General features: G+C 55.8%; 25 protein-coding genes and 1 pseudogene. 22 read left to right on the forward strand and 4 right to left on the reverse strand.

What is annotated here, in order from left to right; translation table 11 throughout:
- Positions 1 to 430: 430 nt before the first annotated feature.
- From NNO08_RS13970 to phnP, 16 genes are all read left to right on the forward strand, one after another.
- Positions 431 to 766, forward strand: a complete 336-nt coding sequence (locus NNO08_RS13970; RefSeq protein ID WP_003031835.1) for a zinc ribbon domain-containing protein YjdM — start codon at positions 431 to 433, stop codon at positions 764 to 766.
- A 139-nt stretch (positions 767 to 905) separates the two neighbouring features.
- Positions 906 to 1,355 (forward strand): VOC family metalloprotein YjdN, encoded by a 450-nt coding sequence (gene yjdN / locus NNO08_RS13975; protein WP_271456953.1) that lies wholly within the window; start codon positions 906 to 908, stop codon positions 1,353 to 1,355.
- 132 nt (positions 1,356 to 1,487) lie between these two features.
- Positions 1,488 to 2,276 carry a phosphonate ABC transporter ATP-binding protein gene (gene phnC / locus NNO08_RS13980; protein WP_271456954.1) on the forward strand — a complete coding sequence of 263 codons (789 nt, stop codon included), beginning with the start codon at positions 1,488 to 1,490 and terminating at the stop codon, positions 2,274 to 2,276.
- Positions 2,277 to 2,299: 23 nt separating this feature from the next.
- Positions 2,300 to 3,316, forward strand: coding sequence for a phosphonate ABC transporter substrate-binding protein (gene phnD / locus NNO08_RS13985; RefSeq protein ID WP_271456955.1), 1,017 nt, complete (start codon positions 2,300 to 2,302; stop codon positions 3,314 to 3,316).
- A 104-nt stretch (positions 3,317 to 3,420) separates the two neighbouring features.
- Entirely contained in the window at positions 3,421 to 4,200 is a 780-nt protein-coding gene (gene phnE / locus NNO08_RS13990; RefSeq protein ID WP_016155398.1) for a phosphonate ABC transporter, permease protein PhnE, read from the forward strand.
- A 20-nt stretch (positions 4,201 to 4,220) separates the two neighbouring features.
- Positions 4,221 to 4,946 (forward strand): phosphonate metabolism transcriptional regulator PhnF, encoded by a 726-nt coding sequence (phnF, locus tag NNO08_RS13995; RefSeq protein ID WP_271449273.1) that lies wholly within the window; start codon positions 4,221 to 4,223, stop codon positions 4,944 to 4,946.
- Positions 4,947 to 5,399 (forward strand): phosphonate C-P lyase system protein PhnG, encoded by a 453-nt coding sequence (gene phnG, locus NNO08_RS14000; protein WP_048213880.1) that lies wholly within the window; start codon positions 4,947 to 4,949, stop codon positions 5,397 to 5,399. It begins immediately after the preceding gene.
- The gene (gene phnH / locus NNO08_RS14005; protein ID WP_271456956.1) at positions 5,396 to 5,980 is read left to right on the forward strand and encodes a phosphonate C-P lyase system protein PhnH; all 585 of its coding nucleotides are present in this window, start codon (positions 5,396 to 5,398) and stop codon (positions 5,978 to 5,980) included. The genes phnG and phnH overlap by 4 nt, the downstream gene beginning before the upstream one ends.
- A complete protein-coding gene (locus NNO08_RS14010; RefSeq protein WP_271456957.1) occupies positions 5,980 to 7,047 on the forward strand; it encodes a carbon-phosphorus lyase complex subunit PhnI in 1,068 nt (355 codons plus the stop codon). The genes phnH and NNO08_RS14010 overlap by 1 nt, the downstream gene beginning before the upstream one ends.
- A 46-nt stretch (positions 7,048 to 7,093) precedes the next feature.
- Positions 7,094 to 7,885, forward strand: coding sequence for an alpha-D-ribose 1-methylphosphonate 5-phosphate C-P-lyase PhnJ (gene phnJ, locus NNO08_RS14015; RefSeq protein WP_271440983.1), 792 nt, complete (start codon positions 7,094 to 7,096; stop codon positions 7,883 to 7,885).
- On the forward strand, positions 7,882 to 8,640 hold the full coding sequence (gene phnK, locus NNO08_RS14020) for a phosphonate C-P lyase system protein PhnK (RefSeq protein ID WP_271449276.1): 759 nt from the start codon (positions 7,882 to 7,884) through the stop codon (positions 8,638 to 8,640). Before phnJ ends, phnK begins: the two co-directional genes overlap by 4 nt.
- 170 nt (positions 8,641 to 8,810) lie before the next feature.
- The gene (gene phnL, locus NNO08_RS14025; RefSeq protein ID WP_271456958.1) at positions 8,811 to 9,497 is read left to right on the forward strand and encodes a phosphonate C-P lyase system protein PhnL; all 687 of its coding nucleotides are present in this window, start codon (positions 8,811 to 8,813) and stop codon (positions 9,495 to 9,497) included.
- Complete coding sequence (gene phnM, locus NNO08_RS14030; protein WP_271455189.1) at positions 9,494 to 10,630, forward strand: alpha-D-ribose 1-methylphosphonate 5-triphosphate diphosphatase; 1,137 nt, start codon at positions 9,494 to 9,496, stop codon at positions 10,628 to 10,630. Before phnL ends, phnM begins: the two co-directional genes overlap by 4 nt.
- A gap of 2 nt (positions 10,631 to 10,632) precedes the next feature.
- A complete protein-coding gene (gene phnN, locus NNO08_RS14035) occupies positions 10,633 to 11,187 on the forward strand; it encodes a ribose 1,5-bisphosphokinase (protein WP_271449278.1) in 555 nt (184 codons plus the stop codon).
- Positions 11,174 to 11,608, forward strand: a complete 435-nt coding sequence (gene phnO, locus NNO08_RS14040) for an aminoalkylphosphonate N-acetyltransferase (protein ID WP_137382893.1) — start codon at positions 11,174 to 11,176, stop codon at positions 11,606 to 11,608. Before phnN ends, phnO begins: the two co-directional genes overlap by 14 nt.
- A gap of 9 nt (positions 11,609 to 11,617) precedes the next feature.
- Complete coding sequence (gene phnP / locus NNO08_RS14045) at positions 11,618 to 12,376, forward strand: phosphonate metabolism protein PhnP (RefSeq protein WP_271456959.1); 759 nt, start codon at positions 11,618 to 11,620, stop codon at positions 12,374 to 12,376.
- A gap of 51 nt (positions 12,377 to 12,427) precedes the next feature.
- Here the strand turns inward: phnP and NNO08_RS14050 are convergent.
- The 3 genes and pseudogenes from NNO08_RS14050 to NNO08_RS14060 form a co-directional block, all read right to left on the reverse strand.
- Positions 12,428 to 12,499 (reverse strand): annotated as a pseudogene (locus NNO08_RS14050) (HigA family addiction module antitoxin); the annotation flags it as partial.
- A gap of 10 nt (positions 12,500 to 12,509) precedes the next feature.
- On the reverse strand, positions 12,510 to 12,839 hold the full coding sequence (yjdP, locus tag NNO08_RS14055; RefSeq protein WP_271456960.1) for a DDRRRQL repeat protein YjdP: 330 nt from the start codon (positions 12,837 to 12,839) through the stop codon (positions 12,510 to 12,512).
- A 69-nt stretch (positions 12,840 to 12,908) separates the two neighbouring features.
- Complete coding sequence (locus tag NNO08_RS14060) at positions 12,909 to 15,173, reverse strand: hybrid sensor histidine kinase/response regulator (RefSeq protein ID WP_271456961.1); 2,265 nt, start codon at positions 15,171 to 15,173, stop codon at positions 12,909 to 12,911.
- 114 nt (positions 15,174 to 15,287) lie between these two features.
- On the opposite strand from NNO08_RS14060, the gene NNO08_RS14065 reads away from it, so the two are divergent.
- The 6 genes from NNO08_RS14065 to NNO08_RS14090 all read left to right on the forward strand — a co-directional run bounded on the left by NNO08_RS14065 (position 15,288) and on the right by NNO08_RS14090 (position 21,509).
- Positions 15,288 to 16,811 (forward strand): sugar ABC transporter ATP-binding protein, encoded by a 1,524-nt coding sequence (locus NNO08_RS14065; RefSeq protein WP_202037148.1) that lies wholly within the window; start codon positions 15,288 to 15,290, stop codon positions 16,809 to 16,811.
- Entirely contained in the window at positions 16,804 to 17,799 is a 996-nt protein-coding gene (locus tag NNO08_RS14070) for an ABC transporter permease subunit (protein ID WP_271456962.1), read from the forward strand. Before NNO08_RS14065 ends, NNO08_RS14070 begins: the two co-directional genes overlap by 8 nt.
- Before the next feature lie 88 nt (positions 17,800 to 17,887).
- Positions 17,888 to 18,829, forward strand: a complete 942-nt coding sequence (locus tag NNO08_RS14075) for an ABC transporter substrate-binding protein (protein ID WP_271440957.1) — start codon at positions 17,888 to 17,890, stop codon at positions 18,827 to 18,829.
- A 120-nt stretch (positions 18,830 to 18,949) separates the two neighbouring features.
- On the forward strand, positions 18,950 to 19,633 hold the full coding sequence (locus NNO08_RS14080) for a D-lyxose/D-mannose isomerase (protein ID WP_271449283.1): 684 nt from the start codon (positions 18,950 to 18,952) through the stop codon (positions 19,631 to 19,633).
- A 14-nt stretch (positions 19,634 to 19,647) separates the two neighbouring features.
- The gene (locus NNO08_RS14085) at positions 19,648 to 20,508 is read left to right on the forward strand and encodes a ketose 1,6-bisphosphate aldolase (RefSeq protein WP_271456963.1); all 861 of its coding nucleotides are present in this window, start codon (positions 19,648 to 19,650) and stop codon (positions 20,506 to 20,508) included.
- Positions 20,505 to 21,509, forward strand: coding sequence for a carbohydrate kinase family protein (locus NNO08_RS14090; RefSeq protein WP_271456972.1), 1,005 nt, complete (start codon positions 20,505 to 20,507; stop codon positions 21,507 to 21,509). The genes NNO08_RS14085 and NNO08_RS14090 overlap by 4 nt, the downstream gene beginning before the upstream one ends.
- An 86-nt stretch (positions 21,510 to 21,595) precedes the next feature.
- On the opposite strand, the gene NNO08_RS14095 is transcribed toward NNO08_RS14090, so the two are convergent.
- On the reverse strand, positions 21,596 to 22,327 hold the full coding sequence (locus NNO08_RS14095) for a response regulator (protein WP_271440960.1): 732 nt from the start codon (positions 22,325 to 22,327) through the stop codon (positions 21,596 to 21,598).
- Positions 22,328 to 22,575 lie beyond the last annotated feature (248 nt).

A 22,575-nucleotide genomic window follows, 5' to 3' on the forward strand; every position in this document is an offset into this window, starting at 1 on the left:
GCTGATATTATTAAAATAAAATTTATCGTATGACTGCTGGCCTGATGCCTCTCACTTACTATATTAAGTAAGAAAGATAAACAGAGTAGTTCAGTTTTAAACAATGCCAGCTTAATTCCCCTACCAAAATTAAGGGGGTCACAAAGTATTCACTCACAATGACTTAGCTAGTCTGTAAGCCATGCTACCTATGAATATCGGGTGTTTCGCCTCACCTTATCTTAAATAACTAAACGTAGCAATTTCCCTTAAAAAATATTCCTTCTGGTTTTCATAGACGTGAAAGCAACCTGACGCCACAACAGATAGTTGCGCATAATTGGCCTGTAGCCCCGACAAAAGCAGGGATTTTATGTATAATTGCGGCCTTTTTCGGCAATCTGCCAACTTTTGGGCGCTTTTGCCCCTGCTGACTTTTGAGGAAATCCACATGTCATTACCACACTGCCCACAATGCAACTCCGAATACACTTACGAAGATAACGGCATGTTCATCTGCCCGGAATGCGCTCACGAATGGAACGACGCTGAACCCGCTCAGGACAGCGACGAACTGATCGTTAAAGATGCTAACGGCAACCTGCTCGCCGATGGCGACAGCGTTACTGTAGTAAAAGATCTGAAGGTAAAAGGTAGCTCTTCCATGCTGAAGATCGGTACCAAAGTGAAGAATATCCGCCTGGTTGAAGGCGACCACAACATCGATTGCAAAATTGATGGCTTTGGCCCAATGAAGCTGAAATCTGAGTTTGTGAAAAAGAACTGATTTAACTTGCCTGATGGCGCTACGCTTATCAGGCCTGCTCCAGCTTATTTGTCAGGCGGGAAACCCATACTTCCCGCCTGGTTTGTTTTTGCACACGACATCTACACTTAACTGGCTTCTTTTACCTGAGGTAAAAATTATGCCGTTAAGTCCCTATATCTCCTTTGCAGGCAACTGCGCTGACGCTATCGCCTACTATCAAAAAACGTTAGGCGCTGAGCTACTCTACAAAATCAACTTCGGTGAAATGCCCAAATCCGCGCAGGACAGCGAAGAAGGTTGCCCTTCCGGACTGAAATTCCCCGATACCGCCATTGCTCATGCCAACCTGCGCATTGCAGGCAGCGACATCATGATGAGCGATAGCGTCGCTACTGGAAAAGCCCACTACTCCGGCTTCACGCTGGTTCTTGACACGCAAAATGTCGATGAAGGGAAGCGCTGGTTTGATAACCTGGCCGCAAAAGGACAAATCGAAATGGACTGGCAAGAGACCTTCTGGGCACATGGTTTCGGTAAAGTAACCGACCAATACGGCGTGCCGTGGATGATCAACGTCGTCAAGCAACAGCAACCCCCTACCGAGTGATGTAACGGGAGGCTCGTCCTCCCGGACTGTCATCAAATATCGCTCAACTCTTCATCGCCAAGTAACCTTCCTTTAACGAAAACGTCACATTAATCCGCCACGATGGGGCCACTTTTTTAGGGAGGCCGCATCATGCAAACGGTTATTCGCGTCGAGAAACTCTCCAAATCCTTCAATCAACATCAGGCGCTTAATGCAGTTGACCTGAATATCTGTGCCGGTGAGATGGTGGCTCTGCTTGGGCCATCTGGCTCCGGCAAATCCACCCTTTTACGTCATCTAAGCGGTTTGATTACGGGTGATAAATCGCCAGGCAGTCACGTCGAGTTATTAGGCCGTACCGTTCAACGTGAAGGCCGACTGGCACGTGACATCCGCAAAAGCCGTGCCCACACCGGCTACATCTTCCAGCAGTTCAATCTGGTGAACCGACTGAGCGTACTGGAGAACGTGCTGATTGGCGCACTCGGCAGCACGCCATTCTGGCGCACCTGTTTTAGCTGGTTTACGCCAGAGCAGAAGCAACGCGCGTTACAGGCGCTGACCCGCGTGGGTATGGCGCACTTTGCTTATCAGCGCGTTTCCACGCTCTCCGGCGGGCAACAACAGCGCGTCGCAATCGCCCGTGCACTGATGCAACAGGCAAAAGTGATCCTCGCCGATGAACCGATTGCCTCACTGGATCCGGAATCGGCGCGCATCGTGATGGACACCCTGCGCGACATTAACCAGACCGACGGTATTACCGTGGTCGTCACGCTGCATCAGGTGGATTACGCCCTGCGCTACTGCGAACGCATTGTCGCGCTGCGTCAGGGGAACGTCTTCTTTGATGGCAGCAGTCAGCACTTCGATAACGATCGTTTTGATCATCTCTACCGCAGCATGAACCGCGTCGAACAGAACGCGCAGGCTGCCTGACATCCCCACAATGAGGAATGGAAATGAGCTATAAGACAGTTGCCGCGCTGGCTTTCACCAGCATGTTTAGCGTCAGTACTCTGCTGAATCCAGCATTTGCCGAAGAGCAAGAAAAAGCGCTGAACTTTGGCATTATTTCGACTGAATCACAGCAAAACCTGAAGCCGCAGTGGGAACCGTTCCTGAAAGATATGGAAAAATCACTGGGCGTAAAAGTAAACGCCTTCTTTGCGCCGGACTACGCCGGGATCATCCAGGGAATGCGCTTTAACAAAGTCGATATCGCCTGGTACGGCAACCTCTCAGCAATGGAAGCGGTGGATCGCGCCAACGGACAGGTGTTTGCCCAGACCGTCGCTGCCGATGGCTCTCCGGGGTACTGGAGCGTGTTGATCGTTAACAAGGACAGCCCGATCAACAACCTGAACGATCTGATCGCCAAACGTAAGGATCTGACCTTCGGCAACGGCGATCCTAACTCCACTTCAGGCTACCTCGTCCCTGGTTACTACGTCTTCGCGAAAAACAACATCTCCGCCACCGACTTCAAACGCACCGTCAATGCCGGACACGAAACCAACGCCCTGGCCGTCGCCAACAAACAGGTGGATGTGGCTACCAACAACACCGAAAACCTCGACAAGCTGAAAACCTCCGCGCCGGACAAGCTGAAAGAGCTGAAGGTTATCTGGAAGTCACCGCTGATCCCAGGCGATCCGATTGTCTGGCGTAAGAACCTCTCTGAAGCCACCAAGGACAAGGTGTACGACTTCTTTATGAATTACGGCAAAACGCCGGAGCAGAAAACCGTCCTGGAACGCCTGGGTTGGGCACCGTTCCGCGCCTCCAGCGATCTGCAACTGGTCCCAATTCGCCAACTGGCGCTGTTTAAAGAGATGCAGGGCGTGCAGGACAACAAAGGCCTGAATGCAGAAGAAAAAACCAGCAAAACCTCGGCGCTGAAAGCACAGCTTGATGATCTCGACCGCCTGACCGCCGCGCTGGGCGCCATGACCAGCGTCACCAAAGCGGTGCAGTAACCCTGATGCCCGGTGGCGCTTCGCTTACCGGGCCTACAGGACATCGTAGGCCGGATAAGGCGCAAGCGCCGCCATCCGGCAATAACCGACGCACGGAGCTAAACATGCAAACCATCACCGTCGCCCCGCCCAAGCGTAGCTGGTTCTCGCTGCTGAGCTGGGCCATTCTTCTCGCCGTGCTGGTGGTCTCGTGGAAAGGTGCCGAAATGGCCCCGCTCACGCTGATCCAGGATTCCGGCAATATGGCAACCTTCGCTGCCGACTTCTTCCCACCGGACTTCAGCCAGTGGCAGGACTATCTCGGTGAAATGGCCGTCACGCTACAAATCGCCGTCTGGGGTACCGCCCTCGCCGTGGTGTTGTCGATTCCGTTCGGTTTGATGTGCGCCGATAACCTCGTGCCGTGGTGGATTTACCAGCCGATGCGTCGCCTGATGGATGCTTGTCGCGCCATCAACGAAATGGTCTTCGCCATGTTGTTTGTCGTCGCCGTTGGTTTGGGTCCGTTCGCCGGGGTAATGGCGCTGTTTATCCACACCACCGGGGTGCTCTCCAAGCTGCTTTCCGAAGCGGTAGAGGCCATTGAACCCGGTCCGGTAGAAGGTATTCGCGCCACCGGAGCCAACAAGATTGAAGAGATTCTTTACGGCGTTCTGCCACAGGTCATGCCGCTGCTCATCTCCTACTCGCTGTATCGCTTTGAGTCCAACGTTCGTTCGGCCACGGTGGTCGGGATGGTGGGAGCCGGTGGTATCGGCGTGACCTTATGGGAAGCGATTCGCGGCTTCCAGTTCCAGCAAACCTGCGCCCTGATGGTGTTAATCATCGTCACCGTCAGTCTGCTGGATTTCCTCTCCCAGCGTTTGCGTAAGCACTTTATCTGACTAGCGAGGCATTGATTGCTATGCACTTGTCTACACATCCGACCAGTTATCCAACGCGTTATCAGGAAATTGCCGCGAGACTTGAGCAGGAGCTTCGTCAACATTATCGCTGCGGTGATTACCTGCCCGCCGAGCATCAACTGGCCGCGCGTTACGAGGTAAACCGCCACACCCTGCGCCGCGCCATTGACCAGTTGGTTGAGCGCGGTTGGGTTCAACGTCGTCAGGGCGTGGGCGTACTGGTGCTGATGCGCCCGTTCGACTACCCGTTGAATGCCCAGGCGCGCTTCAGCCAGAACCTACTGGACCAGGGCAGCCACCCCACCAGCGAAAAACTGCTGGCGGTACTGCGTCCGGCTTCCAGCCACATTGCTGATGCGCTGAGCATTAACGAGGGCGATAACGTCATTCATTTGCGCACCCTGCGCCGGGTCAACGGCATCGCCCTGTGCCAAATCGACCACTATTTTTCCGACCTCACTCTCTGGCCGCTATTACAAGGCTTTAACCACGGCTCACTGCACGACTACCTGCGCGAACAGTCGGGCCTGACGCTGCTACGCACGCAAACGCGTATCAGCGCCCGCCGCGCACAGGCCAAAGAGAGCAAAGTGCTGGAAATCCCCAACATGGCGCCGCTGCTGTGCGTGCGCACCCTGAACCACCGTGAAGGCGAAGAACAGGCCGCGGAATATTCCGTCAGCCTGACCCGCGCCGACATGATCGAATTCACCATGGAGCACTGAATGCATTTCGATACCGCCACTCGCCAGCGTTGGATGCGCGCGCTGGCTTACAGCAATGCCGATGCCCTGAATGCGCGTATCAAGGCGCTCAAACTGACGCCGGACTATGAGCTTATCCGCGCCCCGGAAAGCGGACTGATGCAGATCCAGGCCCGCATGGGCGGCACCGGTAATCGCTTCTTTGCGGGCGACACCACACTCACCCGTGCGGTTATTCGCCTGAAGAGCGGCACGCTGGGCTACAGCTACCTGCTGGGTCGCAATAAACAACACGCCGAGCAGTGCGCGGTAATTGACGCATTGCTGCAGGAACAGACGCATTTCCAGAACCTAATGGAAACCTTAATTGCCCCGCTGGAAGCGGAACGCGAAGCGCTGATTAGCGCACGCCGTGCCGAAGTCAACGCCAGCCGGGTCGACTTCTTCACGCTGGTACGCGGAGATAACGCATGACCTTACAAACCGCTTTTAATTTACCCGTTCAGGATGCTCAGCAGAGCTTTCGTCGTCTGCTGAAGGCGATGAGCGAGCCGGGCGTAATCGTCGCCCTGCATCAACTGAAACACGGCTGGCAGCCGCTGGGTCTGGCAACTACCAGCGTGCTGCTGACGCTGGTCGATGGCGACACGCCTGTCTGGCTGGCACCCTCGATAGATAACGATATCGCCCGGCAGAACCTGCGTTTTCACACCAACGCGCCGCTGGTGGACCAGCCGCAACAGGCCGCCTTTGCTGTCGCCGACGAACGCATCAGCAGCGAACAGCTGAATGCCCTCTCCGCGGGTTCTTCTGTGGCACCAGAGACCAGTGCCACATTGATTGTACAGGTTGCAGGCTTAAGCGGCGGACGCATGCTGCGTCTGACCGGAGCGGGTATTGCCGAAGAACGCATGATCGCGCCACAGCTACCGGAATGTCTGATTCACGAACTTACCGAGCGCCCACATCCTTTCCCGCTGGGGGTCGATCTGATCCTTACCTGCGGTGAACGACTGCTGGCTATTCCGCGAACCACCCATGTGGAGGTGTGCTGATGTATGTCGCCGTCAAAGGGGGCGAAAAGGCGATAGCCAACGCCCATGCCCTGCAGGAAAGTCGACGCCGGGGCGATGAGAGCATTGCTGAACTGAGCGTGGCGCAAATCGAACAACAGATGAACCTGGCCGTCGACCGGGTGATGACCGAAGGCGGCATTGCCGACCGCGAGCTGGCGGCACTGGCGCTAAAACAGGCCAGCGGCGATAACGTCGAAGCCATCTTTCTGCTACGCGCCTATCGCACCACACTGCCAAAGCTGACGGTTAGCGAACCGATTAACAGCGCAGAAATGCGCCTTGAACGCCGAATTTCTGCCGTCTACAAGGATATTCCCGGTGGGCAACTGTTGGGTCCAACCTATGACTACACCCATCGCCTGCTGGATTTTACCTTGCTGGCCAACGGGGAAACGCCACCGCTGCGCAGCGCTGAAAATACGCAGGACGCCTCTCCGCACGTCTTTTCTCTGCTGGCAAATCAAGGACTGGCAAAACGTGAAGAGGATAGCGGCGCGACGCCTGACGATATCACCCGCACCCCCCCCGTTTATCCCTGCTCACGCGCTTCGCGACTGCAACAGCTGATGCGCGGTGACGAAGGCTACCTGCTGGCACTGGCCTACTCCACCCAGCGTGGCTACGGGCGCAACCATCCGTTCGCCGCGGAGATCCGCAGCGGTTATGTTGAGCTGGAAACCGTGCCGGAAGAGCTGGGGTTTGCGGTGAACGTCGGCGAACTTCTAATGACTGAATGTGAAATGGTTAACGGCTTTGTCGCGCCAGAAAACGAATCCCCCCATTTTACCCGCGGTTACGGGCTGGTGTTCGGCATGAGCGAACGTAAAGCAATGGCGATGGCACTGGTTGACCGCGCCCTACAGGCACCCGACTACGATGAAACGGTTACGGGACCGGCGCAGGACGAAGAATTCGTACTGGCGCATGCGGATAACGTCGAGGCGGCGGGTTTTGTTTCGCACCTCAAGCTCCCCCATTACGTCGATTTCCAGGCCGAACTGGAACTGCTTAAACGCCTGCAACAGGAGGCCGACCGTGACCACTAACCTCTCCGGCTACAACTTTGCTTATCTTGATGAGCAGACCAAACGCATGATCCGTCGCGCAATTTTGAAAGCGGTGGCCATCCCCGGTTATCAGGTACCGTTTGGCGGACGCGAAATGCCAATGCCGTACGGCTGGGGTACGGGCGGCATTCAGCTTACCGCCAGTGTGATTGGCGAGCCGGATGTACTGAAAGTGATTGACCAGGGGGCGGATGACACCACCAACGCTGTGTCGATCCGCAACTTCTTCAAGCGCGTAACCGGCGTTAACACCACCGAACGTACAGAAGACGCCACGCTAATTCAGACTCGCCACCGCATTCCGGAAACGCCGCTGGTGGAAGATCAGATAATCATCTTCCAGGTGCCAATCCCCGAGCCGCTGCGCTTTATCGAACCGCGCGAAACGGAAACCCGCACCATGCATGCACTGGAAGAGTACGGCATCATGCAGGTAAAACTGTATGAAGATATCGCCCGCTTCGGCCATATCGCCACCACCTACGCCTATCCAGTGAAGGTTAACAGCCGCTACGTGATGGACCCGTCGCCCATCCCGAAATTCGACAACCCGAAGATGGACATGATGCCTGCCCTGCAATTGTTCGGTGCAGGCCGCGAAAAACGTATCTATGCCGTACCACCGTATACGCGGGTGGAAAGCCTCGATTTCGACGATCACCCGTTTACCGTGCAGAGCTGGGATGAACCTTGCGCCATCTGCGGATCAACCCATAGCTATCTCGACGAAGTGGTGCTCGATGACAGCGGCAAACGCATGTTTGTCTGCTCCGACACCGACTACTGCCGCCAACAGAGCGAGGCCCTCAGCCAATGACGCAACCGCTGCTTTCAGTCAACAACCTGACCCATCTCTACGCGCCGGGCAAAGGCTTCAGCGATGTCTCTTTTGACCTGTGGCCTGGCGAAGTGCTGGGCATCGTTGGGGAATCCGGTTCCGGTAAAACTACGCTGCTAAAATCTATCTCTTCACGGCTGACGCCACAAAACGGTGAGATCTTATATCAGAACCGTTCGCTATACGGCATGAACGAAGCCGATCGTCGCCGCCTGCTGCGCACGGAATGGGGCGTAGTGCACCAGCATCCGATGGACGGCCTGCGCCGCCAGGTTTCGGCTGGCGGCAATATCGGCGAACGCCTGATGGCCACCGGGGCTCGCCACTACGGCGACATCCGTACCACCGCCCAGCGCTGGCTGGAAGAGGTGGAAATCCCCGCCTCACGTATCGACGACCTGCCGACCACCTTCTCCGGCGGCATGCAGCAGCGTTTGCAGATCGCCCGCAATCTCGTCACCCATCCCAAACTGGTGTTTATGGACGAACCGACCGGCGGCCTGGACGTCTCGGTACAGGCCAAGCTGCTCGACCTGCTACGTGGCCTGGTGGTGGAACTGGATCTGGCGGTGGTGATTGTCACCCATGATTTGGGCGTGGCACGTCTGCTGGCAGACCGTTTGCTGGTGATGAAGCAGGGCCAGGTGGTGGAAAGTGGGTTAACCGATCGCGTGCTCGACGATCCGCATCATCCGTATACCCAGTTGCTGGTGTCGTCGGTATTGCAGAACTGATTTTTTGTTGTGTCGGATGGCGGCTACGCCTTATCCGGCCTACGGAGCAGCATCGCTTGTGCCGGATGGCGGCTGCGCCTTATCCGGCCTACGGAGCGGCATTGGTTGTAGGCCTGATAAGCGCAGCGCCATCAGGCAATTGAACGCACAAATGTTTAAAGAGGCTAAAAATGAACGCGATCCGCGTTGAAAATGTCAGTAAAACCTTCGTGCTCCACCAGCAAAACGGCGTGCGTCTGCCGGTGCTGCAAAACGCGACTCTGGACGTTAAAAACGGCGAATGCGTCGTGCTGCACGGCCATTCCGGCAGCGGTAAATCGACGCTGCTACGTTCGCTGTACGCCAACTACCTGCCAGATGAAGGGCATATCCATATTCGCCATAGCGGCGAATGGGTGGATCTGGTGCAGGCTCCGGCCCGTAAAGTGCTGGAGGTCCGTCGTTCAACTATCGGCTGGGTAAGTCAGTTCCTGCGCGTGATCCCTCGAATTTCCGCGCTGGATGTGGTGATGCAGCCACTGCTGGATCTGGGCGTATCTCGTGAGGAATGTGCCGCCAAAGCCGCAAGCCTGCTCACCCGCCTGAATGTTCCTGAGCGCTTATGGCATCTCGCGCCATCAACCTTTTCCGGCGGCGAACAGCAGCGCGTCAACATCGCCCGTGGGTTTATTGTCGATTACCCCATTCTGCTGCTCGATGAGCCTACCGCCTCGCTGGACGCCAAAAACAGCGCCGCCGTGGTGGCGCTGATTGAAGAAGCAAAAGCCCGCGGCGCGGCAATTGTCGGCATTTTTCACGATCAAACCGTGCGTGACCGCGTCGCGGATCGTCTGCACCTGATGGGAATAACAGCATGATTATCAACAATGTAAAGCTGGTGCTGGAAGATGAAGTGGTGCAAGGATCGCTGGAGATTGAAGGCGGGGTTATTCGCACTTTTGCCGAAAGCCAGAGCAGCTTGCCTGAAGCGCTGGACGGTGAAGGCGGCTGGCTGCTGCCGGGGCTTATTGAACTGCATACCGATAACCTCGACAAGTTCTTTACCCCACGCCCAAAAGTAGACTGGCCTGCCCACTCAGCGATGAGCAGCCACGATGCTTTAATGGTTGCCAGCGGTATTACCACCGTACTGGACGCGGTGGCGATTGGCGATGTGCGAGACGGTGGAGACCGTCTGGAAAACCTGGAAAAAATGATCAATGCGGTGGAAGAGACGCAAAAGCGCGGTGTCAACCGTGCCGAACACCGTCTGCATCTGCGCTGTGAGCTGCCGCACCACACCACCCTGCCGCTGTTTGAAAAGCTGGTTGGTCGTGAGCCGGTGACGCTGGTGTCGTTGATGGATCACTCACCGGGCCAGCGTCAGTTCGCCAACCGTGAGAAGTACCGCGAGTACTATCAGGGCAAGTATTCGCTGACCGACGAGCAGATGGCCCGCTATGAAGAAGAGCAACTCGCCCTGGCGGCACGCTGGTCACAACCCAACCGCACCGCCATCGCGCAGATGTGTCGTGAACGGCAGATTGCACTGGCGAGCCACGATGACGCCACTCATGATCATGTCCTTGAATCGCATCAACTTGGCAGCGTGATCGCCGAATTTCCCACGACTTTCGAAGCTGCCGAAGCCTCACGCCAGCATGGTATGAACGTGCTGATGGGCGCGCCGAATATCGTGCGAGGCGGTTCGCACTCCGGCAACGTAGCGGCCCATAAGCTGGCCGAATTGGGGCTACTGGATATCCTCTCTTCCGATTACTACCCCGCCAGTCTGCTCGACGCAGCATTTCGTGTCGCGGATGACGATACCAACCGTTTTACGCTTCCACAGGCGATTCGTCTGGTGACCCGTAATCCCGCACGGGCGTTGAATCTTGACGACCGTGGCGTGGTTGCCGAAGGAAAACGTGCAGACCTGGTGCTGGCACACCGCAAAGGCGGCAACATCCATATCGACCACGTCTGGCGTCAGGGCAAAAGGGTATTCTGACTATGGGTAAACTGATCTGGCTGATGGGGCCATCCGGCTCCGGAAAGGACAGTCTGCTGGCGGAACTCCGCCAACAGGAACCGGCACAATTGCTGGTGGCACATCGTTACATCACCCGGGCGGCCAATGCCGGGAATGAAAACCACATCGCCCTCAGTGAACAAGAGTTTTTTACCCGCGCCGGGCAGAACCTGCTGGCGCTAAGCTGGCATGCCAACGGTTTGTACTACGGCGTCGGCGTGGAGATTGACCTCTGGCTGCATGCGGGTTTTGATGTGGTGGTCAACGGTTCACGCGCCCATCTTCCGCAGGCGCAATCACGCTATGGCACGGCTTTAATGCCTATCTGCTTACAGGTTTCTCCGGCGATTTTACGCCAACGTCTGCAGGCACGCGGACGGGAAAGCGAAACGGAAATCGCTGCCCGCCTTGAACGCGCAGCCCGCTACGCGCCTTACGACTGCCACGTCCTCAATAACGATGGAAGTTTGCTACAGTCAGTCGATACACTGCTCACCCTGATGGGACGCAAGGAGAAGAAACATGTCTGTCTGTGAATTACGCCGCGCTACGCTGTATGACACCGATGCGGTTTACGCGCTGGTCTGCGAACTGAAGCAGGGTAAATTCGACCACCAGGCCTTTAGCACCGGGTATATAGCAAATCTGCAAGACCCCAATATGCACTACCAACTGGCGCTGCTTGACGGACAGGTTATCGGATTGATCGGTCTGCATTTGCAGTTTCACCTGCACCACGCTAACTGGATTGGTGAGATTCAGGAACTGGTGGTGATGCCACAGGCTCGGGGGTTGAAGGTAGGCAGCCAGTTGCTGGCCTGGGCCGAAGCCACCGCGCGCGAAGCGGGGGCGGAAATGACCGAGCTTTCCACCAGCACGCAGCGCCTTGATGCGCATCGTTTTTACCGCCGCGAAGGTTATACGCAGAGCCATTTTCGCTTTACCAAGCCGTTGTAGGGGGATGCGATGAGTCTGACCATTACGCTTACAGGAACCAGCGGCGCACAGTTGGTACCGGCTTTTGGCTGCAACTGTGCCGCTTGCCAACGAGCACGTTTACAGGCGCAATACCGCCGACGCCCCTGCAGTGGCGTGGTCAAATTCAACGACGCGGTGACGCTCCTGGATGCAGGGCTCCCCCATCTGATGGACGACTGGCCGGCAGGCAGTTTCCAGCAGTTCCTGCTCACTCACTATCATATGGATCATGTACAGGGACTGTTTCCGCTGCGTTGGGGGGTGGGGAAAACGATCCCGGTGTACGGCCCACCGGATGAACAGGGCTGTGACGATCTGTTTAAGCACCCCGGTATTCTGGATTTTAGCCAGACCGTCGCACCGTTTGTGGTGTTCGATTTACAGGGACTGCAGGTGACCCCTTTACCGCTCAACCACTCTAAGCTGACGTTTGGCTATCTGCTGGAAACCGCGCACAGCCGCGTGGCGTGGCTCTCCGATACCGCCGGGCTTCCCGACAAGACGCTGAAGTTTCTCCACAATAACCAGCCTCAAGTGATTATCATTGACTGCAGTCACGCCCCACGCGCCGAGCCGCCACGCAATCACAACGATGTAAATACCGTCATCGCCCTAAACGAGGTTATCCGCTGCCCACGGGTGATCCTGACGCACATCAGCCATCAGTTCGACCTGTGGATGATGGAAAATCCACTACCGGCAGGGTTTGAGGCCGGGTATGACGGAATGGAAATTGTGCTGGAGTAAGGAAATTTGCCGGATGCGATGAAAACATCTTATCCGGCCTACAAACAGATGGTTAAGCGGTTCCAGGTATTCATATTGCAGGATATCACCCACAGTCGTTGGTTTTCTGGATGCCTGTTTCATATCGTTACAGCTAACGATCGTAGCCCTCTTCCATCCTGCGTTCTTCGTCTTCTAACTGTCGACGTTCCTGATCGAGCTGCCGCTGGCGGTCGTCTAACTGACGACGGCGGTCTTCGAACTGGCGACGACGATTGTCGTACTGCCTACGGCGATCGTCACTCATCTGACGCTGCCAGCCATCATCACGTGAGTCGTCATAATCCCGATTGTTATCCGGATTATAAGCATCGCTGACGGCGCGTTGAATATTGCCAATGGCGTCATCAATAATGTCTGCATGCGCCGAAATCGTCGTCAACATCAACAAACTGAATAAAAAGAGCGTCGGGGAGCGTTTCATAAAACCAGCCTCATAAAGAAACTGGCTCCACGGTAATCAAAGTGCTTTGACGCGAGTAGCGGAGGAATCTCAATTACGTGCGCGTCGCAGCGCCTGGGCCAGCTCCCCTCGGGTAAACGGTTTACGCAATAGCGCCACATCCGGCAGTGCCGGATTATGCGCCGGGCGTAAATCCTGGCCGCTAATCAGCAGAATATTCAGTTGGGGATAATGCTTCAGGGCATGATTGACCACATCCGCACCACTCAATCCGCCTGGCAACATTAAGTCACTGACAAGAATATCAATCTCTGCTGAAGCCGCCAGCATATGCATTGCCTGTTCGCCGTTAGCGGCTTCGAGCGTCAGGTAGCCCAAAAGGTGTAACTGTTCGCACAACGTCTGACGCACATCGGCCTCATCTTCAAGCACCAGAACCAGCTTCTCACCGCGGGTCGCAGGATGCTCTGCTATCGGTTCGACCGGAACTTGCACTGGCACAACGGCACGAGGAAGCTGTAATCTGACGGTGGTTCCCTGCCCCGGCGCGCTTTCGATCTCTACGCGACCGCCAGATTGACGCACAAAGCCGTACACCATCGACAGCCCCAGCCCACTCCCACTACCGGTTTGTTTGGTCGTGAAGAACGGTTCGAAGACCTGTGCCTTAATTTCCTGTGACATGCCACTGCCCTGGTCAGCCACTTCCAGCATCACCATGTCCTGCTTGCGGCCATCGCTACGCGTAACGCGCTGATTCCACGAACGGATCTTAATTATACCGGCCTGCCCATCCATCGCATCACGGGCGTTCATCACCAGATTGATAATGGCGTTTTCCAACTGGCTGACATCAATCCACGCCGGCCAGGCGGGCGATTGGGCCTCAATTTCCAGGGTCAATGTGGCAGGTAGCGAATGACGCATCAACTCTCCCAGGTTTTCCAGTAGCGTTTTCAGCTCTACCGCGTGCGGATGCAAAGACTGTTTGCGTGAAAAGGCCAGCAGCCGCTGGGTCAGCAGCGCCCCACGTTCAGCCGCTTTTAGCGCCCGATGAATCCGCGGTGCATCGGGCGAATCCGGATTCACCAGATCCAGACTGCCGATAATCACCGCCAGCAAGTTATTGAAATCATGCGCCAGCCCCCCCGTCAGTTGCCCTACCGCTTTCAGCTTTTGGCTGTGTAGCAGCGCTTCTTCCAGCCCCTGGCGCTCGGTGCGGTCGATTTCCATCTGGCTGGTTTTTTCTTTTAGCAAGCGGGTGGTGTGCTCCAGCGACGCCGTATTACGGGCGAATACACTAAAGGCACGCGCCAGTTCGCCCAGCTCATCGCGGCGTTGTAGAGCCGGGACGCTGACGTCCGATTCACCGTGCGCCAGTCGGGTCATCGCTCGCGAAATGGCGGTCAGGTTGGAGCCAAGATTGCGGTAGATATACCAGCCAGCAAAACCGGTGATCACCACCGCCAGCAGCGCAAAGACCAGAATAAACAACGCGCCGGATTGCAGCTCCTGGTGGCTTTGCGCCACCCGCTGTTCGGAGATTAACGCCACCTGCGAAGCATACTGGTTGATATCACTGTTGAGGATCGCGACCAGCGCTTTGATATGAAACATATACCAGTTGATCGCCAGATCGCTTTGTTCCAGGGCGGCAGAAAGCGGCTCCAGCTTATGCAGTTCCTGATTGAAATCATTGAGAATACGGCTAATCAGCAGGTTACTGGCTTGCAGAGGCAGCGCAGGCATCACGCCGTCCAGTTGTTTGACCACCGATCGCGGCGTAGGTGTTTCAATGGCGGCCATAATTAAGCGATCCATTTGATCCAGCAGCGCGTCATCCTGTGCGTCAGTCAACTTTTGCAGATGGCGTAAGTAGCTTTGATTCTGATACAGCGAACTGAGTAGCGCGTTACGCTCCAGATGCCGCCGCTGTCCGCGCTGCAACATACCTCCCACACTGCTTTGCAGCTCATTGCTGCGTTGAATAATACGCTCAACCAACCCCGGCTCCTGCTGTGCCAGCGGCGCAGCGGCCAGTTGTTCCAGCGACTGCTTCAGCGCCCGCTGGGTCTCCTGTAGACGTTCCGCTTCGCCTTTGTATTCCAGCGCCCCCACCACCTGAGAGAGCCGCACCGCCGCCGTTGCTACATTTGCCGTATCGCGCGCCAGATTCATGCTGCCGGTCATGTCATCAACCGTTTGTTGCTGCACCTGCTCCTGAATCTGACTGGCATGCTGAAAACCCAGCACCGCTACGCCACTGACCATCAACGTGACCGCCACCACCAGCAGGTTGAAAAACAGTAATCGCCCGCGCGCGCTGGCGAAAAAGTGACGTCCCGGTTGCGGCATATCACGCTCCATGAAGAAAAATCGCAATATGACAAATATGAACGGCTTCTGACATTTTGCATTTACATTCCTGTGATGGACTGCTGATATCGGCCACCCCGCAGGAGATCCGCGATGAGCAGGACACCGGTTCTGGAAATGCGCAACATTGCCAAAGCGTTTGGCAAATTTTACGCGCTGAAAGGGGTCGATTTAACGGTCTGGCCGGGTGAGATCCATGCCCTGATGGGCGAAAACGGTGCGGGGAAAAGCACCCTGATGAAGATCCTCGCGGGGGCCTATACCGCCACCAGCGGCGAGATCCTGATTGACGGACAGCCTTTTCATATTCGTGGACCCAAGGATGCGTTAAGTGCCGGCATTACCCTGATTTATCAGGAGATGCAGCTCGCACCTAACCTGACGGTAGCGGAGAATATCTTCCTCGGCAGTGAATTGTCGCGCGGTGGTCTGGTCCAGCGCAAAGAGATGGTGATGCAGTCGCAGAAAGTTATCGACCGACTCGGAGCCCAGTTTAAGGCCAGCGACCGGGTAATGACGCTGACCATCGCCGAGCAGCAGCAGGTCGAAATCGCCCGCGCCCTACACCGTAACAGCCGTATCCTGGTCATGGATGAACCCACAGCAGCCCTCTCCTCGCGTGAGACGCACCGCCTGTTTGAACTGATCATGCGCCTGCGCGATGAAGGAATGGCGATTATCTATATCAGTCACCGCATGGCGGAAGTCTATGAATTGTCCGATCGCGTCAGCGTCCTGCGCGATGGGCAGTATGTCGGTAGCCTGACCCGCGACAAGCTTAATGCTTCGGAACTGGTGCGCATGATGGTTGGCCGCCCATTGAGCGACCTGTTCAACAAGGAGCGCGATATTCCCTTAGGCAAAGCGCGCCTGAACGTTCATCACCTGACTGATGGCAACAAAGTGCAACCGTGTAGTCTGCTGGTGCGCTCTGGGGAGATTGTCGGCCTTGCAGGTCTGGTGGGAGCCGGACGTTCCGAACTGGCGCAACTGATTTTTGGCGTACGCAAAGCGATCGGCGGCATGATTGAAGTCGACGGCGAACCGGTAGTGATCCACTCCCCGCGTGAAGCAATTGACCACGGTATTGGCTTTCTGACGGAGAACCGCAAAGAACAGGGGTTATTTTTAGAACTGGCGGCAGCGGAGAACATCACCATGGCGACGCTGGAACGTGATGCCAACTGGGGGTTGCTCGATCGCAAAAAAGCGCAGGCCATTTCCGATGACGCGATTCAATTACTCAACATCCGCGTGCCGCATGCTCAGGTACGGGCGGGTGGGCTGTCCGGCGGTAATCAACAAAAATTGCTGATCTCGCGTTGGGTGGCGATCGGCCCCCGCATTTTGATCCTCGATGAACCCACGCGCGGCGTGGACGTCGGTGCCAAAAGCGAGATCTACCGGATCATGAACGACATGGCGCGCAAAGGCGTGGCGATCCTGATGATCTCCAGTGAATTGCCGGAAGTGGTCGGCATGAGCGATCGGGTATATGTCATGCGGGAAGGCAGTATTGCCGGCGAACTGGACGGGAAAAGCATTACCCAGGAAAACATTATGACGCTGGCAACCGGCGTGAACGACTCCCATCATCAGGCGGTGCCCCATGAATAATCCAACCCCTTCCCAGCAGGTGGCGAAATCCGCCTCTGCAAAAAAGATGTTGATGAGCGATCTAATGCAAACGGTCGGCATCTTACCCATTCTGATCCTGATTGTGGCGGTGTTTGGCTTTATCGCGCCAAACTTTTTTACTGAGAGCAACCTGCTGAATATTACCCGCCAGGCGTCGATCAATATCGTCCTGGCGGCCGGCATGACTTTCATCATCCTGACCGGCGGGATCGATCTCTCCGTCGGTTCAATTCTCGGCACCACCGCCGTTGCGGCCATGGTCGTTTCTCTTATTCCTGAGTTTGCCATGCTGTCGATTCCGGCGGCGCTGATGCTCGGCCTGGTGCTGGGGCTGTTCAATGGCGCACTGGTTGCCTTCGCCGGATTGCCGCCGTTTATCGTCACGCTTGGGACTTATACCGCGTTACGTGGTGCGGCCTATCTGCTGGCGGATGGCACGACGGTTATCAACTCCAACATCAGCTTTGAGTGGATCGGCAATAACTATCTCGGTCCGGTACCGTGGCTGGTGGTGATTGCACTGGCGGTGGTGGTGGTGTGCTGGTTCATTCTGCGCCGCACCACGCTGGGCGTCCATATCTACGCGGTTGGCGGCAATATGCAGGCCGCACGTTTAACCGGTATCAAAGTCTGGCTGGTGCTGCTGTTCGTCTATGGCATGAGCGGTCTGCTCTCGGGCCTTGGTGGGGTGATGAGCGCCTCGCGGCTGTACAGCGCCAACGGCAACTTAGGCATGGGCTACGAGCTGGACGCCATCGCGGCGGTGATCCTCGGCGGCACCAGCTTTGTCGGCGGTATTGGCACCATCACCGGCACGCTGGTAGGGGCGCTGATTATCGCCACGCTTAATAACGGCATGACGCTAATGGGCGTCTCCTATTTCTGGCAACTGGTGATCAAAGGGGCGGTGATCATCATAGCGGTGCTGATCGACAAATACCGTACCCGACACCATCAAAGTGCATAGACAAGCTTACTGGCCTACTCATTCGTAGGCCTGATAAGCGCAGCGCCATCAGGCGTATAACAACAATACCCTACGTGAGGAAACGAGTATGCGTTTGAAGCCATTAGTGACCGCGCTCTGTGCTGGCGCACTGCTTGCTGCAGCTCCGTTTGTGCAGGCAAAAGAACTGAAATCGATCGGCGTTACGGTGGGCGATCTGGCCAACCCGTTCTTCGTGCAAATAACCAAAGGCGCGGAGCTGGAAGCTCGCAAACTGGCGGGTGATAACGTCAAAGTAACGTTGGTATCCAGCGGCTACGATCTGGGGCAACAGGTATCGCAGATCGACAACTTTATTGCCGCCAAAGTCGACATGATCATTCTTAACGCAGCGGATTCCAAAGGCATCGGTCCGGCGGTTAAACGGGCGAAAGACGCGGGGATTGTAGTGGTCGCCGTTGACGTGGCGGCGGAAGGTGCTGATGCAACCATCACCTCCGATAACACCCAGGCAGGCGAAATGGCCTGTAAATACATCACCGACCGCCTGAAAGGTAAAGGCAACGTGGTGATCATCAACGGGCCACCAGTTTCCGCCGTTCAGAACCGCGTGGAAGGCTGCCAGACTGAATTCAAACGCCATCCCGATATCAAGGTGCTATCACATAACCAAAACGCCAAAGGCAGTCGCGAAGGCGGCCTGGAGATTATGACCGCACTGCTGGCGGCTAATCCGAAGATCGACGGCGTATTCGCCATTAACGATCCGACTGCGATCGGTGCCGATCTGGCAGCGAAACAGGCACAGCGCAATGAATTCTTTATTGTCGGCGTAGATGGATCGCCGGACGGCGAAGAAGCGTTGAAGCGCGAAAACTCACTATTTGTGGCGACTCCGGCACAAGATCCGCAGGTAATGGCAGCCAAGGCAGTCGAAATCGGCTATGACATATTACAGGGGAAACCCGCACCGAAAGAACCTGTGCTGATCCCAGTGACGATGATCGATAAAAACAACGTCGGTAGCTATAAGGGTTGGACGGTGAAATAACCCGCTACAACAACGCCGGATGGCGGCAAAAATGCCGTATCCCGCCTACAAGATCGATATGAATTTGTAGGCCGGATAAGCACAGCGCCATTCGGCATTATAATCAGGAGAATTCTGTCCATGAAACGCTCCGCAATAAACGAAATTCTTGGCCACACACGCCAGTTTTTTTCCCAGCACGACGTGCATCTCCCCGCTTTCGCCAGTTTCCCGCCCACGCAATGGCGAAAACTTGATGCTTCCGCCTGGAGTGAAGTCTTTGACCTCAAATTAGGTTGGGATGTCACCGCATTTGGCGGCGACAATTTCGCCGCTCAGGGCTTAACGCTGTTCACCCTGCGAAATGGCTCGCCAAAAGGTATGCCATACGAGAAGTGCTACGCAGAGAAAATCATGCATGTTCGCGATGCCCAGGTTACGCCGATGCATTTTCACTGGCGCAAGCGTGAAGACATCATTAATCGCGGCGGCGGCAATCTGATTGTCGAACTGTGGAACGCCGGTATCAGAGAACAAACAGAGGACAGCGACGTCAATGTGGTCATTGATGGTTGCCGACAAATCCATGCTGCAGGTAGCCAGCTACGCCTGGCACCAGGGGAAAGCATCTGTTTGACGCCCGGTCTGTATCACAGCTTCTGGGCTGAGGAAGGGTTTGGTGACGTGCTGGTCGGTGAGGTTTCTTCCGTCAATGACGACGACCACGATAACCATTTTCTGCAACCGATAGCCCGCTATAACGACATTGAAGAAGACGAACCGGCGCATCTGGTGCTGTGTAACGAGTACCGCCTGTTCCGTTAACCAAGGAGCGTATTATGCCGTTAATTTCCCTCGCCGATGGGCTTGCCCATGCCCGCGAGCACCGCTATGCCTTAGGGGCATTTAACGTACTGGACTCACACTTCCTGCGCGCGCTGTTTGCCGCCGCAAAACAGGAACGTTCGCCTTTTATTATCAACATTGCCGAAGTGCATTTTAAATATATCTCGCTGGACTCCCTCGTCGAAGCGGTCAAATTTGAAGCCGCACGCCATGATATTCCGGTGGTACTAAACCTTGACCACGGCCTGCACTTTGAGTCAGTGGTTCGGGCGCTGCGCTTAGGCTTCAGTTCGGTCATGTTTGATGGTTCCACGCTGGAATACGAAGACAATATCCGTCAAACCCGCGAAGTCGTGAAGATGTGTCATGCGGTGGGTGTGTCGGTGGAAGCAGAGCTCGGCGCGGTGGGCGGCGATGAAGGCGGAGCACTGTATGGTCATGCCGATGAATCATTGTTTACCGACCCCATGCTGGCACGGGATTTCGTCGATCGAACCGGTATTGATGCGCTGGCAGTTGCTATTGGCAATGCACACGGCAAGTACAAAGGCGTGCCACAACTCGATTTTCCCCGTCTGGACGCTATTCGCCAACAGGCGGCAATTCCGCTGGTACTACACGGCGGCTCCGGCATTAGCGACGACGATTTCCGTCGGGCAATCGAGCTTGGCATTCACAAAATCAACTTCTACACCGGTATGTCGCAGGCGGCGCTGTCGGCAGTGGAGACGCGGATGGCTAATCGCCAGCCGCTGTACGACGAATTCGCCGAACTGCTGCTGAGTATTGAGGAAGCCATTACCGATACCGTTTCTGAACAGATGCGTATTTTTGGTAGCGCGGGGCAGATCTGATGGAACGTAAAGGCATTATCGCCGCAGGTAACATGCTGGTCGATCATGTACATCAGATTGTGCAATGGCCAGAACGCGGCTGGCTGGCGGAGATAACCCATAGCGAACGCGCAACGGGGGGGGCTCCGCTTAACGTATTGCTCACGCTGGCAAAAATGCACACCGGGCTACCGTTGCAGGCAGTGGGCTTAATTGGCAAGGACAGCGATGGCGACTACATCATGGCGATGCTGGAACAGTATCACGTTAATCGCCAGCATGTTCAGCGCACGACATCAGCCCCCACGTCGATGTCGCAGGTGATGACCGATCCCAGCGGCCAGCGCACCTTTTTCCACTCGCCCGGCGCAAACCGACTGCTGGATCTGCCCGCTTTTGAGCTGCTGGATACCTCGATGAAAATCTTCCATCTGGGGTATCTGCTGCTGCTCGATAGTCTGGACATGCCTGACGATGAGTTCGGTACGCGAAGCGCACGACTACTGGCACAAATGCGTGAAAATGGCTTTGAAACGTCACTGGATCTGGTCTCACGCAAAGGCGATCCTCGCTACCAGCCACTGGTGATGCCAGCGCTTCGCCATCTTGACTATCTGGTGATCAATGAACTGGAGGCCGGGGAATTCAGCGGACTGGAGATCCGCCAGCCCAACGGCGAATTGCATATTCCGCACATCGCTACCGCCGCCCGTGAACTACTGGACGCGGGTGTACGCCAGCGGGTGGTGATCCACTGTCCGGAAGGCGCATGGGGTGAAGATCCTGATCAGGCTGGCACCTGGATACCCTCACAATTTCTGGCCCAGGAAGAGATCGTCGGCAGTGTCGGGGCAGGAGATGCATTTTGCGCTGGTTTTCTGTATGGCTGCCACGAGCGCTGGTCGTTAGCGGACAGTATCAGGCTGGCACACGCCTGCGCGCGGGCAAGCCTGCTGTGTGCCAATGCAATCGACGGCGCAAAAACGCTGGAGGAGTTAAAAGCCGGAATGGCTGATGCCTGATGCGCTACGCTTATCAGGCATACGGGGTCGTTATCGCTTTTGTAGGCCGGATAAGGCGTTTACGCCGCATCCGGCAACTGCGCAGATCACGCCGCCTTATCGTGATGCTGCACGTCGGCGGCAAAAACATAACCCAGACCGCGCAGGGTTTTAATCAACATCGGCTGATGAGGGTTAACCTCTATCTTTCGCCGTAGTCGCATGATTAACACATCAATAGTGCGGTCAAACACCTCAACGCTGTCGCTGCGCGTCAACTCCAGCAATTGTTCGCGGCTAAGCACCCGGCGGGCGTTCTGTGCCAGCGCCAGCAGCAGACTGTATTCGCCCTGCGTCAGGTCCACCTTCAACTGCTGAGGATTACGTAACTGACAACCTGCGGTATCCAGATGCCAGCCATTAAAGGATAACCCCGTGGTTTGTGGACCGCTGCTTTCAGGTGTTAAAACACCGACACGCCTGAGCACGGCTTTTACCCGCGCCACCAGTACCCGCGCATTGAACGGTTTGCCGATATAATCGTCAGCCCCCATTTCCAGCCCCACAACCACATCCGATTCGCTACCTAACCCTGTCAGCATCACCACCGGTAATCCCGGCCTTATTTTTTGCACCTGCTGAAGCACCATCAGGCCATTAATATCGGGCAACATCATGTCCAGCAATACCAGCGCTATATCCGGCTGAGTATCAACGCAGCGCAGCGCATCCTGTCCGGTATGACAGGCGGTCACCGCAAAGACGTGTTCACTCAGCACATCCTGGAGCAGTGTGCAGATTGCCTCGTCATCATCCACAACCAGTATGGCTGGCTTCATTGTTCCTCCCCATTTCTGGCCAACTTAAATGAGTGTGATTGATTCTGCACAGAGTGACAGCGATAAGGCACAAGGACATGTGGGAAACATAACCTCGGTCACACTGCCGGGGCGTCACGTATTGAAGATTCGTCACGTCAAATATGACGACAGCCTGTTTTTCGTCAGGGTTTTGCGCAAAATTCGCCCGTATTATCGGCGAATGCCCCTGATAAAAACATGGCATAAAAGATGCATAACGAAAGCGA

The sequence above is a fragment of the Citrobacter sp. Igbk 17 genome (genome assembly GCF_028069775.1).
Lineage (GTDB): Bacteria > Pseudomonadota > Gammaproteobacteria > Enterobacterales > Enterobacteriaceae > Citrobacter.

Excerpts from the sequence above, each read along its gene's own strand:
- phnL (WP_271456958.1), top strand. The coding sequence starts at position 8,811 with ATGAACGCGATCCGCGTTGAAAATGTCAGTAAAACCTTCGTGCTCCAC.
- NNO08_RS14085 (WP_271456963.1), top strand. The coding sequence starts at position 19,648 with ATGCCGTTAATTTCCCTCGCCGATGGGCTTGCCCATGCCCGCGAGCAC.
- phnC (WP_271456954.1), top strand. The coding sequence starts at position 1,488 with ATGCAAACGGTTATTCGCGTCGAGAAACTCTCCAAATCCTTCAATCAA.
- phnH (WP_271456956.1), top strand. The coding sequence starts at position 5,396 with ATGACCTTACAAACCGCTTTTAATTTACCCGTTCAGGATGCTCAGCAG.
- NNO08_RS13970 (WP_003031835.1), top strand. The coding sequence starts at position 431 with ATGTCATTACCACACTGCCCACAATGCAACTCCGAATACACTTACGAA.
- NNO08_RS14080 (WP_271449283.1), top strand. The coding sequence starts at position 18,950 with ATGAAACGCTCCGCAATAAACGAAATTCTTGGCCACACACGCCAGTTT.
- NNO08_RS14075 (WP_271440957.1), top strand. The coding sequence starts at position 17,888 with ATGCGTTTGAAGCCATTAGTGACCGCGCTCTGTGCTGGCGCACTGCTT.
- phnF (WP_271449273.1), top strand. The coding sequence starts at position 4,221 with ATGCACTTGTCTACACATCCGACCAGTTATCCAACGCGTTATCAGGAA.
- phnO (WP_137382893.1), top strand. The coding sequence starts at position 11,174 with ATGTCTGTCTGTGAATTACGCCGCGCTACGCTGTATGACACCGATGCG.
- phnD (WP_271456955.1), top strand. The coding sequence starts at position 2,300 with ATGAGCTATAAGACAGTTGCCGCGCTGGCTTTCACCAGCATGTTTAGC.
- yjdN (WP_271456953.1), top strand. The coding sequence starts at position 906 with ATGCCGTTAAGTCCCTATATCTCCTTTGCAGGCAACTGCGCTGACGCT.
- NNO08_RS14095 (WP_271440960.1), bottom strand. The coding sequence starts at position 22,327 with ATGAAGCCAGCCATACTGGTTGTGGATGATGACGAGGCAATCTGCACA.
- NNO08_RS14060 (WP_271456961.1), bottom strand. The coding sequence starts at position 15,173 with ATGCCGCAACCGGGACGTCACTTTTTCGCCAGCGCGCGCGGGCGATTA.
- NNO08_RS14065 (WP_202037148.1), top strand. The coding sequence starts at position 15,288 with ATGAGCAGGACACCGGTTCTGGAAATGCGCAACATTGCCAAAGCGTTT.
- phnK (WP_271449276.1), top strand. The coding sequence starts at position 7,882 with ATGACGCAACCGCTGCTTTCAGTCAACAACCTGACCCATCTCTACGCG.
- phnP (WP_271456959.1), top strand. The coding sequence starts at position 11,618 with ATGAGTCTGACCATTACGCTTACAGGAACCAGCGGCGCACAGTTGGTA.
- yjdP (WP_271456960.1), bottom strand. The coding sequence starts at position 12,839 with ATGAAACGCTCCCCGACGCTCTTTTTATTCAGTTTGTTGATGTTGACG.
- phnM (WP_271455189.1), top strand. The coding sequence starts at position 9,494 with ATGATTATCAACAATGTAAAGCTGGTGCTGGAAGATGAAGTGGTGCAA.
- phnE (WP_016155398.1), top strand. The coding sequence starts at position 3,421 with ATGCAAACCATCACCGTCGCCCCGCCCAAGCGTAGCTGGTTCTCGCTG.
- NNO08_RS14070 (WP_271456962.1), top strand. The coding sequence starts at position 16,804 with ATGAATAATCCAACCCCTTCCCAGCAGGTGGCGAAATCCGCCTCTGCA.
- NNO08_RS14010 (WP_271456957.1), top strand. The coding sequence starts at position 5,980 with ATGTATGTCGCCGTCAAAGGGGGCGAAAAGGCGATAGCCAACGCCCAT.
- phnG (WP_048213880.1), top strand. The coding sequence starts at position 4,947 with ATGCATTTCGATACCGCCACTCGCCAGCGTTGGATGCGCGCGCTGGCT.
- phnN (WP_271449278.1), top strand. The coding sequence starts at position 10,633 with ATGGGTAAACTGATCTGGCTGATGGGGCCATCCGGCTCCGGAAAGGAC.
- phnJ (WP_271440983.1), top strand. The coding sequence starts at position 7,094 with ATGATCCGTCGCGCAATTTTGAAAGCGGTGGCCATCCCCGGTTATCAG.